19 protein-coding genes are annotated in these 14,824 nt (G+C 73.5%); 8 read left to right on the top strand and 11 right to left on the bottom strand.

Annotated features, from left to right (window positions below):
- The first annotated feature begins 49 nt into the window (after window positions 1-49).
- Together ABD268_RS20235 and ABD268_RS20230 are read left to right on the top strand one after the other, a co-directional pair.
- Window positions 50-1,315, top strand: coding sequence for a DUF445 domain-containing protein (locus ABD268_RS20235; RefSeq protein ID WP_344156787.1), 1,266 nt, complete (start codon window positions 50-52; stop codon window positions 1,313-1,315).
- Between the two features lie 16 nt (window positions 1,316-1,331).
- Complete coding sequence (locus ABD268_RS20230) at window positions 1,332-1,565, top strand: RNA-binding S4 domain-containing protein (protein ID WP_344156964.1); 234 nt, start codon at window positions 1,332-1,334, stop codon at window positions 1,563-1,565.
- Between the two features lie 107 nt (window positions 1,566-1,672).
- Here ABD268_RS20230 and ABD268_RS20225 read toward each other — a convergent pair whose 3' ends face one another.
- From ABD268_RS20225 to ABD268_RS20215, 3 genes are all read right to left on the bottom strand, one after another.
- Complete coding sequence (locus ABD268_RS20225) at window positions 1,673-2,041, bottom strand: FKBP-type peptidyl-prolyl cis-trans isomerase (RefSeq protein ID WP_344156784.1); 369 nt, start codon at window positions 2,039-2,041, stop codon at window positions 1,673-1,675.
- 92 nt (window positions 2,042-2,133) lie between these two features.
- The gene (locus tag ABD268_RS20220; RefSeq protein ID WP_344156781.1) at window positions 2,134-2,565 is read right to left on the bottom strand and encodes a CBS domain-containing protein; all 432 of its coding nucleotides are present in this window, start codon (window positions 2,563-2,565) and stop codon (window positions 2,134-2,136) included.
- 86 nt (window positions 2,566-2,651) lie between these two features.
- Window positions 2,652-3,566, bottom strand: coding sequence for an inositol monophosphatase family protein (locus tag ABD268_RS20215; protein WP_344156778.1), 915 nt, complete (start codon window positions 3,564-3,566; stop codon window positions 2,652-2,654).
- Window positions 3,567-3,609: 43 nt separating this feature from the next.
- On the opposite strand from ABD268_RS20215, the gene ABD268_RS20210 reads away from it, so the two are divergent.
- Complete coding sequence (locus ABD268_RS20210) at window positions 3,610-4,047, top strand: DUF2231 domain-containing protein (protein ID WP_344156775.1); 438 nt, start codon at window positions 3,610-3,612, stop codon at window positions 4,045-4,047.
- A 9-nt stretch (window positions 4,048-4,056) separates the two neighbouring features.
- Here the strand turns inward: ABD268_RS20210 and rsgA are convergent, their stop codons facing one another.
- The 4 genes from rsgA to ABD268_RS20190 all read right to left on the bottom strand — a co-directional run bounded on the left by rsgA (window position 4,057) and on the right by ABD268_RS20190 (window position 8,605).
- On the bottom strand, window positions 4,057-5,058 hold the full coding sequence (gene rsgA / locus ABD268_RS20205; protein ID WP_344156773.1) for a ribosome small subunit-dependent GTPase A: 1,002 nt from the start codon (window positions 5,056-5,058) through the stop codon (window positions 4,057-4,059).
- Window positions 5,055-6,368 (bottom strand): 3-phosphoshikimate 1-carboxyvinyltransferase, encoded by a 1,314-nt coding sequence (gene aroA, locus ABD268_RS20200; protein ID WP_344156770.1) that lies wholly within the window; start codon window positions 6,366-6,368, stop codon window positions 5,055-5,057. The genes rsgA and aroA overlap by 4 nt, the downstream gene beginning before the upstream one ends.
- 80 nt (window positions 6,369-6,448) lie before the next feature.
- Window positions 6,449-6,979, bottom strand: coding sequence for a DoxX family membrane protein (locus ABD268_RS20195; RefSeq protein WP_344156767.1), 531 nt, complete (start codon window positions 6,977-6,979; stop codon window positions 6,449-6,451).
- A 42-nt stretch (window positions 6,980-7,021) separates the two neighbouring features.
- The gene (locus tag ABD268_RS20190) at window positions 7,022-8,605 is read right to left on the bottom strand and encodes a sigma-70 family RNA polymerase sigma factor (protein ID WP_344156764.1); all 1,584 of its coding nucleotides are present in this window, start codon (window positions 8,603-8,605) and stop codon (window positions 7,022-7,024) included.
- Between the two features lie 147 nt (window positions 8,606-8,752).
- Here ABD268_RS20190 and ABD268_RS20185 point away from each other — a divergent pair, with 147 nt between their 5' ends.
- The 5 genes from ABD268_RS20185 (at window position 8,753) to rsrA (ending at window position 11,960) form a co-directional block, all read left to right on the top strand.
- Window positions 8,753-9,496, top strand: a complete 744-nt coding sequence (locus tag ABD268_RS20185; RefSeq protein ID WP_344156761.1) for a hypothetical protein — start codon at window positions 8,753-8,755, stop codon at window positions 9,494-9,496.
- A 40-nt stretch (window positions 9,497-9,536) separates the two neighbouring features.
- Window positions 9,537-10,301 (top strand): SOS response-associated peptidase, encoded by a 765-nt coding sequence (locus tag ABD268_RS20180; protein WP_344156758.1) that lies wholly within the window; start codon window positions 9,537-9,539, stop codon window positions 10,299-10,301.
- On the top strand, window positions 10,298-10,978 hold the full coding sequence (locus ABD268_RS20175; RefSeq protein ID WP_344156755.1) for an alpha/beta hydrolase family protein: 681 nt from the start codon (window positions 10,298-10,300) through the stop codon (window positions 10,976-10,978). Before ABD268_RS20180 ends, ABD268_RS20175 begins: the two co-directional genes overlap by 4 nt.
- A 77-nt stretch (window positions 10,979-11,055) precedes the next feature.
- A complete protein-coding gene (locus ABD268_RS20170; protein WP_344156752.1) occupies window positions 11,056-11,691 on the top strand; it encodes a sigma-70 family RNA polymerase sigma factor in 636 nt (211 codons plus the stop codon).
- Window positions 11,688-11,960 (top strand): mycothiol system anti-sigma-R factor, encoded by a 273-nt coding sequence (gene rsrA / locus ABD268_RS20165; RefSeq protein ID WP_344156749.1) that lies wholly within the window; start codon window positions 11,688-11,690, stop codon window positions 11,958-11,960. The genes ABD268_RS20170 and rsrA overlap by 4 nt, the downstream gene beginning before the upstream one ends.
- A gap of 82 nt (window positions 11,961-12,042) precedes the next feature.
- Here rsrA and ABD268_RS22850 read toward each other — a convergent pair whose 3' ends face one another.
- The 4 genes from ABD268_RS22850 to ABD268_RS20150 form a co-directional block, all read right to left on the bottom strand.
- Entirely contained in the window at window positions 12,043-12,117 is a 75-nt protein-coding gene (locus ABD268_RS22850; RefSeq protein ID WP_369759046.1) for a 50S ribosomal protein bL37, read from the bottom strand.
- 119 nt (window positions 12,118-12,236) lie between these two features.
- Window positions 12,237-12,599 (bottom strand): thioesterase family protein, encoded by a 363-nt coding sequence (locus ABD268_RS20160; protein WP_344156747.1) that lies wholly within the window; start codon window positions 12,597-12,599, stop codon window positions 12,237-12,239.
- The gene (locus ABD268_RS20155; RefSeq protein WP_344156744.1) at window positions 12,596-13,087 is read right to left on the bottom strand and encodes a GNAT family N-acetyltransferase; all 492 of its coding nucleotides are present in this window, start codon (window positions 13,085-13,087) and stop codon (window positions 12,596-12,598) included. The genes ABD268_RS20160 and ABD268_RS20155 overlap by 4 nt, the downstream gene beginning before the upstream one ends.
- 8 nt (window positions 13,088-13,095) lie before the next feature.
- On the bottom strand, window positions 13,096-14,814 hold the full coding sequence (locus tag ABD268_RS20150) for an acetolactate synthase (protein WP_344156741.1): 1,719 nt from the start codon (window positions 14,812-14,814) through the stop codon (window positions 13,096-13,098).
- Window positions 14,815-14,824 lie beyond the last annotated feature (10 nt).

Raw genomic sequence — 14,824 nt, 5'->3', positions numbered from 1 at the left:
CACGTCCGCGATGCGTGGCCCGATTCCTCGTGGGGGAGAATCAGCCGCGATGACCGCCACGATCTCGATGACCACGCCGGACACCGGCTCCGACGACGCCCGCCGCCGGGGCCTGCGCCGGATGCGGAGCCTGGCGGTCTCGCTGCTGGTCTTCGCGGCCGTGGTGTACGTCGCGACACTCGGCCTGGAGGGCTTCTGGGGCTTCGTGAACGCCGGCGCCGAGGCCTCGATGGTGGGTGCCATCGCGGACTGGTTCGCGGTGACCGCGCTCTTCAAGCACCCCCTGGGCCTGCCGATCCCGCACACCGCGCTGATCCCGCGCCGCAAGGACGAGCTGGGCCGGGGGCTGGAGGAGTTCGTCGGGGACAACTTCCTCCAGGAGGACATCATCCGCGACCGGATCGCGGCCGCCACGATCTCCCGGCGGGTGGGTCGTTGGCTCTCCGACCCGGACCACGCGCGGCGGGTCGTCGACGAGGCCGCCGACGTGGCCGCCATCGGTCTCGGCAAGGTCCGCGACGAGCACATCGCCGACCTGGTCACCGAGGCCCTGGTGCCGCGCTTCCGCGAGGAGCCGATCGCGCCGCTGCTCGGGACCCTGCTCACGGAGGTGGTGCGCGACGACCTGCACCACGGCCTCGTGGACCTCGCCCTCGAGGAGCTCCACGAGTGGCTCGAGCGCAACCCCGAGACGGTCTCCGAGATCCTGGGGGAGCGGGCGCCGTGGTGGGCGCCGCCGCGCCTGAACGAGGCGGTGACCGCGCGCATCCACGTCGAGCTGGTCCGCTGGGTCGGCGACATCCGCGACGACCCGCGCCACCACGCCCGCCAGGCCCTCGACTCGATGCTGTCCCAGCTGGCCACCGACCTGCTGGAGGACCCCGACACGCAGGCGCGCACGGAGCGGCTCAAGGAGCGGCTGCTGGACCACCCGCAGGTGATCGCGTCGAGCATCTCGCTGTGGAACGCCCTGCGCCGCGCACTGCTCACGTCGCTGACCGACCCCGAGGGCGCCGTACGCAAGCGGCTGCTCACCGAGCTGAGCCGGTTCGCGGAGCGGCTCGAGGCCGAGGAGGAGCTGCGGTTCCGGCTCGACGGCCTCGCCGCCGACGTCGCGGTCTTCGCCGTGGAGCGCTACGGCACCGAGCTGACCGCGGTCATCACCCACACGATCGAGCGCTGGGACGGCAAGGAGGCCGCGCGCCGGATCGAGCTGCACGTCGGGCGCGACCTGCAGTTCATCCGGATCAACGGCACGATCGTCGGCGGGCTGGTGGGTGTGGTCATCCATGCCGTCAGCGTGCTGATTTACTGATCCCGTGACCGAACCCATGGACGTCCCGATCCGCGACGAGTCGATCCGGCTCGGCCAGTTCCTGAAGCTGGCGAACCTCGTCGAGACGGGCGCCGAGGCCAAGCCCCTGATCGCCGACGGCGCGGTCGAGGTCAACGGCGAGGTCGAGACCCGCCGCGGCCGCCAGCTGGTGCTGGGTGACGTGGTCACCCTGGGCGGGCAGTCCGCCCGCGTCTCCGACGAGAGCGCGGGCGACGACCTGCCCTGGTGAGACGTCGTCCTGCGGGATGCACGGCAAGGCGGAGGAGCGAAGGCGGCCTTCGAGCGGAGCGGGCCGTCGAGCGACGACAACGCAGCCGAGCGCCCGCAGGGCGGCGTCTAGCTGACGCCGAGCAGGTCCACCACGAAGATCAGGGTCTCGCCGGGCTTGATCACGCCGCCGGCACCGCGGTCGCCGTACCCCAGGTGCGGCGGGATCACGAGCTGCCGCCGGCCGCCGACCTTCATGCCCTGCACGCCCTGGTCCCAGCCCGAGATGACCTGGCCGATGCCGAGGCGGAAGCGCAGCGGCTCGCCGCGGTTGTACGAGGCGTCGAACTCCTCGCCGGTCGAGTGCGCGACCCCGACGTAGTGCACGGAGACGGTGTTGCCCGCGGCGGCCTCGGGCCCCTCGCCGACGGTGATGTCGGTGACGACCAGGTCGGCCGGCGGCTCGAAGTCGGGGAAGTCGATCTCGGGCTTGTCCATGATGTCCTCTCGGCGGGGGGATGGTCCCGACGACCCTAGACGAGGCCCGCCGCCGAGTCCGGGGCGGCCGGGACGTCGCTCCGGTGGACCGCTCAGCTCCGGTGGACGTAGCTGTCGAGCTGGTCGCGCTCGAACTGCAGCTGGTCGATGCGGTGCTTCACCACGTCGCCGATGCTGATGATCCCCACCAGCCGGCCGTCGTGGACCACGGGCACGTGCCGGACCCGCCGCTCGGTCATCACCTTCATGATGTCGTCGAGGTGGGTGTCCTCGTCGCACGTCTCGACGGCCGCGGTCATGATCGCAGAGACCGTGTTGTTGATGACGGTGCCGTCGTGGTGCAGGTGGCGCACCACGTCGCGCTCGCTGACGATGCCGTCGACCTTCGCGCCGTCGGCGCTGACGATCAGGGCGCCCACGTTGTGCTCGGCCAACCGGGCGATCAGCTCCCGGACGCCGGCGTCCGGGCCGATCGTGACCACGTCGTGGCTGGGCTTGGCCTTGAGTACGTCGCCGATCCGCATCGCTCCACCTCCGGGTGTCACCTCCGAAGTTACCCGGGTCACGGCAACGTTGAACAGATCGACGCGCCCGCCGCGAGACGCGGACCTCAGTCGAGCTGCGGCTCGTCCTCCTCCGTGTCGGCCGGACGGGTCCTGCGGGCGCGCAGCTCGTGGACCGAGCCGGCGCGCTCGGGGCGGGAGTCGGGGTCGTCCTCGTCGTGGGGGAGCGACCCGAGGAACGCGAGGGCCGCCTCGTGCAGGTGCCCGTTGGACGCCAGCGCGTTGCCGCCGAAGGGGCCGTCGGTGCCGTCGAGCGAGGTGAACCGGCCGCCCGCCTCGCGCACGATCACGTCGAGCGCGGCCATGTCGTAGAGCTCGAGCTCGGGCTCGGCGGCGAGGTCGACTGCGCCCTCCGCCAGCAGCATGTATGACCAGAAGTCGCCGTACGCGCGGGTGCGCCAGCAGCGTCGGGTCAGCGACACGAAGTCCTCGAGCCGGCCGCGCTGGTCCCACCCGGAGAGCGAGGAATAGGCGAACGACGCGTCCTCGAGGCGGCGTACGTCGGAGACCTGGCAACGGGTCGCCTTGAGCAGCGACCGTCCGGTCCACGCGCCGTTCCCCACCGACGCCCACCAGCGGCGCTGGAGCTGGGGAGCGGACACGACGCCGAGGACGACCTCGTCGTCGACGACGAGCGAGATCAGGGTCGCCCAGACCGGTACGCCGCGCACGAAGTTCTTGGTGCCGTCGATGGGGTCGACGACCCAGCGTCGCTGGCTGTGCCCCGTCGTGCCGTGCTCCTCGCCGATCACCGCGTCGCGGGACCGCACCCGTGACAGGGTGCGCCGGATGCCCTCCTCGACAGCGGTGTCCGCGTCGGTCACCGGCGTCAGGTCCGGCTTGCTCATGACGTGCAGGTCCAGGGACTTGAAGCGCGCCTGGGTGAGCGAGTCGGCGTCGTCGGCGAGCACGTGCGCGAGGCGCAGGTCGTCGGTGTAGTCGGTCGAACCGGTGGTCGGCATGGGCACAGGCTATTCCCACCCGATTCGGGCTTACCGTGTGTGCATGGAGATCAACGGTCTCCCGCTGCACCCGCTGGTGGTGCACGCGGCCGTGGTGTTCGGGCCGTTGGGCGCCCTGCTGGCCCTCGCCTACGTGTCCCTGCCGTCGCGTCGCGACCAGCTGCGCTGGCCGATGCTCGGCCTCGTGGTGGTGGCCGGGCTGTCGATCCTGGCGGCCTACCTCACCGGTCGCTACTTCCTCACCCAGCGACCCGAGCTCAAGCAGCTGCCCGGCGTGTCGACCCACCGGGCGCGCGCCCGGGTCCTGCTGGCGGTGACGTCCGCGTTCACGCTCGTGGGCGTCGCCACGGCGTGGCTCCACACCCGGACCGGGGTCGTCCGGGTGCTGCTGCTGACCCTGCTCGGCCTCTCGGCGGCCGGCACGCTCGTCATGGTCGTGCTCACCGGTGACGCCGGCGCGCGGGCGGTGTGGGGCCAGTAGCGGCGCGGGTCAGTAGGCGGGCTCGCTCCGCGCGGCCAGCAGCCGCCGGAAGGACTCCACCCGCTCCGGGTCCGCCGTCCCGGCGCCGAGCGCCTCGTCGAGGCCGCACTCCGGTTCCTCCATGCCGTGGGTGCAGCCCCGGGGGCACTCCTCGGTCATCTCGTCGAGGTCGGGGAAGGCCTCGATCAGGCGCTCCGGCCGGACGTGTGCCAGGCCGAAGGAGCGGATGCCGGGCGTGTCGATGATCCAGCCACGCCGCCCGTCCGGGGCCTCCGGCAGCGCGAGCATGAACGCCGAGGTGGAGGTGTGCCGCCCGCGCCCGGTGACCGCGTTGACGATCCCGACGTCGCGCCCTGCGTCGGGCACCAGCGCGTTGACCAGCGTCGACTTGCCGACGCCGCTGGACCCGACGAGCACGCTGGTCCTCCCGGTGAGCCGCTCCCGGAGCGCGGTCAGGTCGCCGCCCCGCCGGGTCACCACCCAGGGGACACCCAGGGACCGGTAGGTCGAGAGCAGGGTCTCGGGGTCGGCCAGGTCGGACTTCGTCAGGCACAGCAGCGGCTGCATGCCGGCGTCGTACGCCGCGACCAGCGCCCGGTCGATCAGCCGTGGCTGGGGGTCCGGGTCGGCCAGCGCGGTGACGATCACCAGCTGCTCGGCGTTGGCGACGATCACCCGCTCCACGGGGTCGTCGTCGTCGGCCGTGCGCCGCAGCGTGGTCAACCGCTCGGTGACCTCGACGATCCGGGCCAGGGAGCCGGGGTCGCCGGAGGTGTCGCCGACGACCCGGACCCGGTCACCGACCACGACGCCCTTGCGACCCAGCGGCCGGGCCTTCATCGCCATCACCGTCAGCCCGTCGATGAGCACCGTGAACCGCCCCCGGTCGACCGTGACGACGACGCCGTCGACGGCGTCGTCGTACGTGGGGCGCTCCTTGGTGCGCGGCCGGGTGCGCCGGCGGGGCCGCTCGTAGTGCTCGTGGTCGTGCTCGGTGTAGCGGCCGCTCATCGAGGGGCGTCCGCCCCGTGCGCAGGCTCCAGCAGCCCGGACCAGAAGCCCGCGAAGTCGGGGAAGGTCTTGCCGGTCGTCGCGATGTCCTCCACGAGGACACCGTCGACCGCCGCGCCGACGATCGCGCCGGCGTGGGCCATCCGGTGGTCGGCGTAGGTGTGGAAGACGCCGCCGTGCAACGGGGCCGGACGCAGGGACAGGCCGTCGGCGTGCTCGACGACGTCGGCGCCGAGACCTCCCAGCTCGGTCGCGAGGGCGGCCAGCCGGTCGGTCTCGTGGCCGCGGATGTGGGCGATGCCGCGCAGGTGGGACGGCGACGAGGCGAGTGCGCACAGCGCGGCCACCGCAGGGGCCAGCTCGCCGACGTCGTGGAGGTCGGCGTCGATGCCCTCGAGGGTGCCGGTCCCGGTGACCCGCAGCCCGGCGTCCACCCGCTCCACCGCGCAGCCCATCCGGGAGAGCAGGTCACGCAGGGCGTCGCCGGCCTGCGTGGTGTGCTGCGGCCAGTCGCGGACCGTGACCGAGCCGCCCGACACGGCGGCCAGGGCCAGGAACGGGGCGGCGTTGGACAGGTCCGGCTCGATCACGTGGTCGAGGGCGCGGATCGGGCCCGGCGCCACCGCCCAGCGGTTCGGGTCGGAGTCGTCGACCGCGACCCCGTGCTCGCGCAGCATCGCCACGGTCATGTCGATGTGGGGGAGCGAGGGGACCGGCTTGCCGTCGTGGCGGACGTCGACGCCGAGGTCGTACCGGGCCCCGGCCAGCAGCAGCGCCGAGATGAACTGGGAGGAGGCCGAGGCGTCCACGACGACGGTGCCCCCGCGGACGGAGCCGGTGCCGTGGACCGTGAACGGCAGGGCGCCGCGGTCGCCGTCGTCGACGCTGACGCCGAGGGTCCGCAGCGCGGCGAGCACCTCCCCGACGGGGCGGGAACGCATGTGCGGGTCGCCGTCGAAGGAGACCGCCCCCCGTGCCAGCCCGGCCGCCGGCGGCACGAACCGCATCACGGTGCCGGCCAGCCCGCAGTCGACGGTCGCGTCACGGTCGAAGGCGCCGGGCGTCACCGCCCAGTCCTCGCCCGAGGTATCCACCACGGACCCCAGCGAGGTCAGGGCCGCAGCCATCAGCGTCGTGTCCCGCGAGCGCAGGGCGCGCCGGACCACCGAGGGACCGTCGGCGAGTGCGGCGAGCACCAGGGCCCGGTTGGTCAGCGACTTGCTGCCCGGGAGGGTCACCACGACGTCGACGGGGTCGGTGGCCCGTGGCGCGGGCCAGGGGTCGAGCACGGTCGCGGTCGGTGTCGTCACCCGCGCAAGACTAACGAGCGCGGCGCCCCCCGAGCGCCGCCTCCACCGATCGGTCCGCCCAGCCGACGCCCAGCCGACGCTCAGCCGACCTTGGCCTTCGCGAGCTTCGCCTCGTGCCGGGCGGACTGGGCGAGGTGCCTGGCCTCGCGACGGGCGTCCTTGGCGGCGCGGCGGGCCCGCCAGGCGACACCGGGCTTCCCGTCGGTGTCGCCGGCGGCGATGATCAGGCCGCCCAGCATCGAGACGTTCTTGAAGAAGTGCAGCTGCTGCTGGGTGCGCTCCTGCTTGTCGCTGACCTCCCAGAAGCGGTGGCCGGCCAGGGTGGTCGGGACCAGCGACGCGGCGAGCACGGTGGACGCGAGGCGCGGCGCGCGCCCGGTCGCGAGGGCAGCAGCCGCCCCGAGCTGCAGCACCGCATTGACCCGGACCAGCGTGACCGGGTCCTCCGGGATCGGCGCGGAGGGGACGGCCTTGCGGGCCAGGGGGACGAGCTTCTCGGCCACGGGTCCGGCCTTCTGGGCCGCCGCCGGGGCGTTGCGGAGGGCGTTGACACCACCCACGACGAACATGGACGCGAGCATCGGACGGGCGATCATTCGGCTGACGGTCATGGCACCTTCATACCCGATCCCGGCCGGCTCAGACCTCCCGGTTCAGGGCACGAGCTGCACCCGGGTGGTGTTGTCCGACGGGTCGGACTCGAGCACCTGCCCGTCCGGGCGCACGGTGAAGGTCAGCGTGGTCGGGGCGTCCGGCGGCGCCGCGACCACGAAGGTGTAGGTCGTGGGCGTGTCGGTCACCGCGCAGGATCCGTGACCGATGCCGAGGCCCGCGCAGCGGGTGTCGGGGGTGAGCGTGACGGAGGTGTGGTCGGCGGTGACGCCGAGCGTCGCGGTCCGGCCCGGGTCCAGCCCGGTCACCGTCACCCGGACCTCGAACGCCACCCCGGCCGAAGGCGACGCCGCCGCCGACACGGCGAGGTCCATCCCGGCCGGCTGGTCCGGGGTCGCTGCGCCGTCCCCCGCGGGCCCGTCGCCGTCGGCCCCGTCCTCCGTGGGCCCGGGGTCGGTGGGCTGGCTGCCGGACTGCTGGTGGTCCGGCGGCGCGGCGCTCGGGGAAGGAGGTGACGACTCCGCGGCGGCGGGGGCGACGGGCGGGGCAGCGGCGGACGGGGGCGGTCCGCCGGGGTGGGTCGTACGCCGGCCGCCCGGCGCCGCGTCCCGGCCCTCAGGTCCACCGGGTTCCCGGGGGCCGCGCTCGGGGCCGGTCGTGCTGACGACGGGCGCCTCGGCCTGCGGACCGGGGGAGGGCCCGTCGAACGGGTGCAGCAGCGTTCCCGCCGCGACGACCGCCGCGGCGACCCCCGCGACCGCCGTCGTCGGGGCGTTGGCGAGCGCGACGTCCCGGGCCCTGCCGAGCAGCGCGAGGAGACCGCCGGCAGCGGCGGACCCGCCGGCGGAGGCGACGTACCCCGCGGCGGCACCGCCGAGGAGCAGGGGTGCGAGCAGGCCGGCGAGGCCGGAGTTGACCTCGTCCAGCTCGAGGTAGACCGCCATGCAGCGCCGGCACTCGCGCAGGTGTCCCTCCACCCGGGTCGCGTCCCGCCGGGAGAGGCCGTGGCGGACGTAGGAGCCGAGGTGCTCCTGGGTCCAGGTGCAGGAGGCGTCCACCGTGTCCTGGGCGTGCATCGAGAGGAACGCCTGGCGCAGCCCCTCGCGGGCCCGGTAGGCCAGGGCGGACACCGAGTTGGCGCTGAGGCCGAGCAGCGGCGCGACCTCGGCGGGCTTCTGGCCCTCGACCTCGGTGTGCCAGAGGACCAGCTGCCAGCGCTCGGGGAGCGACGCGAAGGCCCGGGCGGCGGCGGCGTTCTCGAAGCCCTCCACCGCGGTGTCGCGGAACGGGATGCCGGGGTCGAACGGCGTCAGGTCGTCGGTCGTGTGGAGGCGCGCGGTGGCCCGGATCCGGTCGACGTGGAGACGGCGGACCGCGGTCAGCAGGTAGGCCCGGAAGGCGAGGTCGGGGCCGCCACCACGCTGCAGCACCACCATCACCTTGGCGAAGGCCTCGGAGACGAGGTCGTCGACGTCCGGACCGGACACCAGCTGGTGGGCGAGTCGTCGCGCGGCCGTGACGTGGCGCTGGAAGAGCTCACCGTAGGCGTCGACGTCGCCGCCGCGGACCGCCGAGATCAGCTCGGCGTCCGCCGGGCCCTCGATGGTCGGCGCAGTGGTGCTCACAGGGGTCCAACGCACGAGCGCCCCAAAGATCACGGACGAATTCCGGGTCCACGGAAGATTTCCGAGAAGTTCTGCGAGAACGGCGTCATGGGTGCGCCGACCCCTCGTCACAGAGGCGGAGCCAGGGGGGATCGAGGAGGGAGCACCGTGGGGATCTTCGCGATGGGGACGCGGCGGCCCACGGACGGTCCGGAGGCGAGGGCCGAGCTGCCCGAGGTGCAGCGGCAGGGGGTGCCGCCGCACTTCGAGGCAGTGGGGGAGGCCCTCGCCTCGGGATCGGGCTCCACCGACGCGTGCGAGGTCCTCGGGGGGAACCTCGCCCGCGAGGGGGCGTCGCTGGAGGAGGTGCTGGGGGGACTGGCGGCCACGTGCCTGGTGGTGCGTGGCCGCGAGCCGGACCACGCCGAGACCAGGGCGATCGCGGTCGCCTGGGCGGACGCGACGCTCGCCTACCTGCACCAGCTCTCCTGCGAGGACCCGCTCACGGGCCTCGCGAGCCTGGCGCACGTGCGGGGGCGCCTGGCGGACCTGTACCGGGGGGAGGTCCGCCGGCGCGTCCGGGTCTCCGAGAGCCACGCCCTGGTGGTCGTCGCGGCGCCGGTGAGCCGGGACCCGGGGGAGCGTCTCGACGCGGACGACCTGACCCGCGCCCTGCGGCTGAGCCACCTGGGTGCCACCGCGCGCACCGTCTTCCCCGGCGGCGAGACCATCGGCCGGCTCGGGCCGAGCGGGCTCGCCGTGGTCGCACGACGCGAAGGGCTGGGGCCACGGGTCGCGCTGCTGCGCCGGTTGCTGCCCGACACGGACCAGCCGCTGCGGGTCTGGATCGAGGGGCTCCCGGGCACCGACGACGCGGCCGCCCGGTTGCTCGACGAGCTCGCGCGCTCCTGAGTCGCGCCCCACAGGGGGACCCATCTCCTAGGCTGGCGCCATGTGTGGCCGTTACGCGTCGAGCCGGCGCCCCGAGGACCTCGTCGAGGAGTTCGAGATCGAGGACAACCGGGTCGTGACGCCGCTGGAGCCCGACTACAACGTCGCCCCCACCAAGGAGGTGTACGCGGTGGTCGAGCGGCCGCCGCGCACGGAGGAGTCCGGTGACGCGCAGCCGCCCGAGCGGCAGCTGCGGGTGGTCCGCTGGGGGCTGGTGCCGTCGTGGGCCAAGGACCCCTCCATCGGCAACCGCATGATCAACGCCCGGATGGAGACGGTGGCCGAGAAGCCGGCGTTCAAGCGGGCGTTCGCCAAACGGCGTTGCCTGCTGCCGGCCGACGGGTACTTCGAGTGGTACCCGACCCAGCAGCAGACGAAGTCGGGGAAGCCCCGCAAGCAGCCGTTCTTCATCCGGCCGGCGGACGGCGGCGTGCTGGCGATGGCCGGCCTCTACGAGATCTGGCGCGACCCCACCCGTGACGACGACGACCCCCAGCGGTTCCGGTGGACGTGCACGGTGCTCACGACCGAGGCCGAGGACGCCGTGGGCCACATCCACGACCGGATGCCGCTGACCGTGGAACGGGACCGCTGGGAGCAGTGGCTGGACCCCACCATCGCCGGCCGGGACGACCTGCTGGGCCTGCTGGTCCCGGCCGCACCCGGCCGGCTGGAGATCTACCCGGTCTCGACCGCGGTCAGCAACGTGCGCAACAACGGTCCGGAGCTCGTCGAACCCATCCCGGCGGAGGAGTCCCTGACATGAGCACCGAGCGCCGCATCATGACTCCGCACGGCGAGGGACGCCTGGTCACCGACCGGTCCCGCCACCCGGTGGCCACGCTGCTGGTGAGCCACGGCGCCGGGAACGGCGTCGACACCCGCGACCTCGAGGCGCTGGCCCGCAACCTGCCCCGCAACGGCATCACGGTGGTCCGCTTCGAGCAGCCCTGGAAGGTCGCCGGCCGCAAGATCGCGACCTCGCCGAAGACCCTGGACGAGGCGCTGGTCGCCGCCGCGGACCAGCTTCGGGTGCGCACCCCGCTCGTCGTGGGCGGACGCAGCGCCGGGGCCCGGTCGGCGGCCCGCTGTGCCCGGCACCTCGGCGCGGTCGGCTGCCTGGCGCTGGCGTTCCCGCTCCACCCGCCCGGGCACCCGGAGAAGTCGCGGCTCTCCGAGCTGCGTGAGGCGCGGGTCTCGACCTTGGTGATCCAGGGGGAGCGCGACTCGATGGGCCGGCCCGAGGAGTTCCCCGCCGACGTCGACCTGGCCGTCGTACCCTCCGCCGACCACGGCTTCAAGGTCCCGGCCCGGGGCGACCTCTCCCAGGACGACGCCATGGAGATCGTGGTCGAGGCGACCCTGGAGTGGATCGTCCGCGAGGTGGTGGGCAGCGCCGGTCGGGCCGGTCCGGATACGGGCGGGAATGGTCCACGCGCCTGAGGTGTTCTGGCCTTGTGCTCGCCATCCTCGAACCAGCGCCCGGTCCGGTGACCCTGTCGCGACTAGACTGGGACGCGATGACTGACTCCCTGAACATCCCCGACGAGGTCGTGGACCCCGCCACGGAGACCGACGAGCAGCGCTCGGCGCGGTTCGAGCGCGATGCGCTCCCCTTCCTGGACCAGCTCTACTCGGCCGCGATGCGGATGACCCGCAACCCCGCGGACGCCGAGGACCTCGTCCAGGAGACCTTCGCCAAGGCCTACTCCTCGTTCCACCAGTTCCGTCCCGGGACGAACCTCAAGGCCTGGCTGTACCGCATCCTCACCAACACGTTCATCAACTCCTACCGCAAGAAGCAGCGGGAGCCGCAGCAGTCGATGTCCGAGGACGTCGAGGACTGGCAGCTCGCGCGCGCCGAGTCGCACTCCTCGACCGGCCTCCGCTCCGCCGAGATGGAGGCGCTCGAGCACCTGCCCGACTCGCAGGTCAAGGACGCCCTGCAAAGGCTCCCGGAGGAGTTCCGGCTCGCGGTGTACCTCGCCGACGTCGAAGGATTCGCCTACAAGGAGATCGCCGAGATCATGGAGACACCCATCGGCACCGTCATGTCCCGGCTGCACCGGGGTCGCCGCCAGCTGCGGGACATGCTCTCGGACTACGTGCGCACCAACGACCTGCTGCCCGTCGGCCGTGAGGGGGGAGAGTCGTGAGCCACTCCCACGACCATCCCAGCAACGAGGACTGTGCGGACTACCTCGAGCGCATCGTCTACTTCCTCGACAACGAGCTCGACGAGGCCGACTGCTCGGCGGTGCGGCTCCACCTCGACGCCTGCAACCCCTGCCTGGAGAAGTACGACCTGCAGCGGACGGTGAAGGCCGTCGTGGCCCGGTCCTGCTCCGAGGCGGCCCCCCAGGAGCTGCGCGAGCGCGTGATGTTCCGGATCCGTGAGGTGCAGGTGCAGATCAGCGAGGGCTGACCCACCGTTCCACCGAGAAGCAACGAGCCCCCGGCCGGATCGGCTGGGGGCTCAGTGCTGTGTGCTACTGACGTAGCAGCGCTCAGGCGTTGGGGCGCTTGCCGTGGTTCGCGCCCTTCTTCTTGCGAGCGCGGCGCTTGCGGCCGGTCTTGCCCATGGTGTCCTCCTGGATCGACGATCGTGGCCCAGCCCGTCAAGGAGCGGACGAGCCATCGGCCATCCTCTCAGGTCGCGGCGACCAGACGAAATTGGGCCCCGGGGCGAAACCGGGCCGGGTCACAGCCGGGAGAGGAACCGCTCCGCGTCGACCACCACGCGGGTGACCTCGCCGGAGCCCACGACCTTGCCCCCCACGTGACGGGCGGCCACCGCGAACCGGTGCAGCCGGCCGTCGACGTGGGCCAGCGACGCGGTGACCTCGAGCTCCTGGCCTACCGGGCTCGCGCCGACGTGCTCCAGCGCGACCCGGGTGCCGACGCTGGTCGCCCCCTCGGCCAACGAGCCCTCGAGCGCGGCGCAGGTGGCCGCCTCGCACCAGGCCAGCAGCCGCGGGGTGGCGAGCACGGGCAGGCTGCCCGAGCCGAGGGCCGCGGCCGTGTCGTCGTCGGTGACGCTGAACCGGAGCCTGGCCTCGCTCATGCGAGCAGGTCCAGCCGGTAGGCGATCAGCTCGACGTGCGGCACCGGCCGCCAGTCCCGCTCGGGCGTCCGCTCGAAGCCGAGCCGCTCGTAGAGCCGGTGGGCGTCGGCCATCTGGGGCAGGGTCGACATGACGATCGCGACCGCGCCCTCCTCGCGGAAGCGGTCCAGGACCAGGCGGACCAGCGCCTCGCCCACGCCCGAGCGCCGGGCCCCGGGCGCGACCGCCAGCATCCGGAACTCGCCCTCGTCGTGGCCGCCCAGCTCGCGCCACGGTGAGCCCTCCCGGCAGAGGGTGACGCTGCCGAGGACGGTGTCGCCGTCGTCCGGCGTGGCGACCCACAGCTCCGCCTCGAGGTCGCGGGCGGCAGCGTTGCGCAGGTGCTCGAGGTAGGGGTCGTCGGGGCCGAGGGTGAAGTCGGAGTACGCCGCGACGGTGACCTCGCCGACGGCCTCGTAGTCCTTCGGGGTCGCCCGTCGCAGTCGCATCTCGCTCCTCAGATCCCGAAGGTGTTGCGCGGGTACGCCGCGTCGACGTCGGTGATGACGTTGACGAGGTACGGCACGCCGGAGGCGAACGCCCGGTCCAGGGCGGGCCCGATCTGCCGCGGGTCGGTGACGGTCTCGCCGGCGCCGCCGAGCGCCCGCACCACCTCGTCGTACGCCGTCCGCGGTGCGAGGTCGGCGACCACGTCGTAGCCGTAGAGCATCTGCATCGGGCCCTTCTCCAGGCCCCACGCCGAGTTGTTGCCCATGACCATCACCACGGGCAGGCCGTGGCGCACCAGCGTGTCCACGTCCATCAGCGAGAAGCCGGCGGCGCCGTCGCCCAGGAGCAGCACGACCTGCGCGGACGGTCGGGCCAGCCGCGCCGCGATCGCGGCGCCCAGGCCGGCGCCCAGGCAGCCGTAGGGGCCCGGGTCGAGCCAGCCGCCGGGGCGTCGCGGCTCGACGAACTTGCCCGCGAAGCTGACGAAGTCGCCACCGTCCCCGATCACGACCGCGTCCTCGGCGAGCCGGGGGACCAGCTCGCCGTAGATGCGGGCCGGGTGGATCGGGTCGGCCTCGGCGGCGAGCAGGGCGGCGTCCCGCTCGGTGGCGGCGGCCACGGTGTCCTGGAGGTCGGCCACCCAGGTGGACCAGTCCGGGCGGCGCACGACCTGCTCCAGGCCCGCCTGCAGGCCGTCGAAGACCGCCGTGAGGTCACCGGAGACCGAGGCTGCGAGGTCGGCGTGGCCCGAGACCTGGCCGGGGGAGTCGGCGACGTGCACGACCTGGGCCGGCGCCGCGTCCTCCCGTCCGCCGAAGACGCCGTAGCCGAGCCGGAAGTCCAGCGGGGTCCCGACGACGACCACGAGGTCGCTGCCGCCGAGCGCCTTGCCGCGGGCCTTGGTCACCAGCAGCGGGTGGCCGCCGGGCACGACGCCGCGGCCCATCCCGTTGGTGATGGTGGGGATCCCGACCGCCTCGACGAAGCGCAGCGCCGCCTCCTCCGCGCCGTCGGCCCACACGTCGGTGCCGAGCACGAGCACCGGCCGGTGGGCGTCGGCGAGCAGCTCGGCGATCTCGGTGACCGCGTCCGGGTCGGGCTCCGCGCCGCGGACCTCGGACAGCACCGGGGCCGGGCCGGACGCCACGTTGAAGAGCTCGTCCATCGGGACGTCCACGAACACCGGGCCACGGTGGGAGGAGCGGGCCGTCGTGAACGCCCGGTCCATCCCGTCGAGGACGTCGCCGGCGGTGTGCAGGGTGCGGGCCATCTTGGAGACCGAGGCGAGGATCGGCGGCTGGTCGAGCTCCTGGAGGCTGCCGCTGCCCCAGCGGTTGGCGGGCGCCCGCCCCCCGACAACGACCATCGGCGACCCGGCGAACTGGGCCTGGGCGATGGCGCTGACGCCGTTGGTGACGCCCGGCCCCGCGGTCAGCACGGCGAGTCCGGGCACCCGGGTGAGCTTGCCCGTCGCCTCGGCGGCGAACGCCGCGGTCTGCTCGTGGCGCACGTCGAGCAGTCGCATCGGCGGCTCGGCCTTGACGGCGCCGTCGTACATCGGGAAGACGTGCGCCCCGGACAGCGTGAACATCGTCTTCACGCCGTGGGCGCGGGCCACCGCGACCGCCAGCTCACCGGCGTGGCCGCTGAGCTCCCCGCCCTCCGTGCTCTCGTTCCCCTCGGGGAGGTCGGTGCCGTCGCTGGTCCGGGTCGCCGCGTCGCTCATGCCTCGCAGG

It is taken from the genome of Nocardioides koreensis, assembly GCF_039531775.1.
Taxonomy (GTDB): Bacteria; Actinomycetota; Actinomycetes; order Propionibacteriales; family Nocardioidaceae; genus Nocardioides; species Nocardioides koreensis.
The sequence above is the reverse complement of the archived record's forward strand: the minus strand, read 5'-3'. Positions and strand labels throughout refer to the sequence as shown.

What these genes read in the sequence shown, in the direction of transcription:
- ABD268_RS20235 (WP_344156787.1), top strand. Translation starts at nt 50, where the DNA reads ATGACCGCCACGATCTCGATGACCACGCCGGACACCGGCTCCGACGAC.
- ABD268_RS20230 (WP_344156964.1), top strand. Translation starts at nt 1,332, where the DNA reads ATGGACGTCCCGATCCGCGACGAGTCGATCCGGCTCGGCCAGTTCCTG.
- ABD268_RS20225 (WP_344156784.1), bottom strand. Translation starts at nt 2,041, where the DNA reads ATGGACAAGCCCGAGATCGACTTCCCCGACTTCGAGCCGCCGGCCGAC.
- ABD268_RS20220 (WP_344156781.1), bottom strand. Translation starts at nt 2,565, where the DNA reads ATGCGGATCGGCGACGTACTCAAGGCCAAGCCCAGCCACGACGTGGTC.
- ABD268_RS20215 (WP_344156778.1), bottom strand. Translation starts at nt 3,566, where the DNA reads ATGCCGACCACCGGTTCGACCGACTACACCGACGACCTGCGCCTCGCG.
- ABD268_RS20210 (WP_344156775.1), top strand. Translation starts at nt 3,610, where the DNA reads ATGGAGATCAACGGTCTCCCGCTGCACCCGCTGGTGGTGCACGCGGCC.
- rsgA (WP_344156773.1), bottom strand. Translation starts at nt 5,058, where the DNA reads ATGAGCGGCCGCTACACCGAGCACGACCACGAGCACTACGAGCGGCCC.
- ABD268_RS20195 (WP_344156767.1), bottom strand. Translation starts at nt 6,979, where the DNA reads ATGACCGTCAGCCGAATGATCGCCCGTCCGATGCTCGCGTCCATGTTC.
- ABD268_RS20180 (WP_344156758.1), top strand. Translation starts at nt 9,537, where the DNA reads ATGTGTGGCCGTTACGCGTCGAGCCGGCGCCCCGAGGACCTCGTCGAG.
- ABD268_RS20175 (WP_344156755.1), top strand. Translation starts at nt 10,298, where the DNA reads ATGAGCACCGAGCGCCGCATCATGACTCCGCACGGCGAGGGACGCCTG.
- ABD268_RS20170 (WP_344156752.1), top strand. Translation starts at nt 11,056, where the DNA reads ATGACTGACTCCCTGAACATCCCCGACGAGGTCGTGGACCCCGCCACG.
- ABD268_RS20160 (WP_344156747.1), bottom strand. Translation starts at nt 12,599, where the DNA reads ATGAGCGAGGCCAGGCTCCGGTTCAGCGTCACCGACGACGACACGGCC.
- ABD268_RS20155 (WP_344156744.1), bottom strand. Translation starts at nt 13,087, where the DNA reads ATGCGACTGCGACGGGCGACCCCGAAGGACTACGAGGCCGTCGGCGAG.
- ABD268_RS20150 (WP_344156741.1), bottom strand. Translation starts at nt 14,814, where the DNA reads ATGAGCGACGCGGCGACCCGGACCAGCGACGGCACCGACCTCCCCGAG.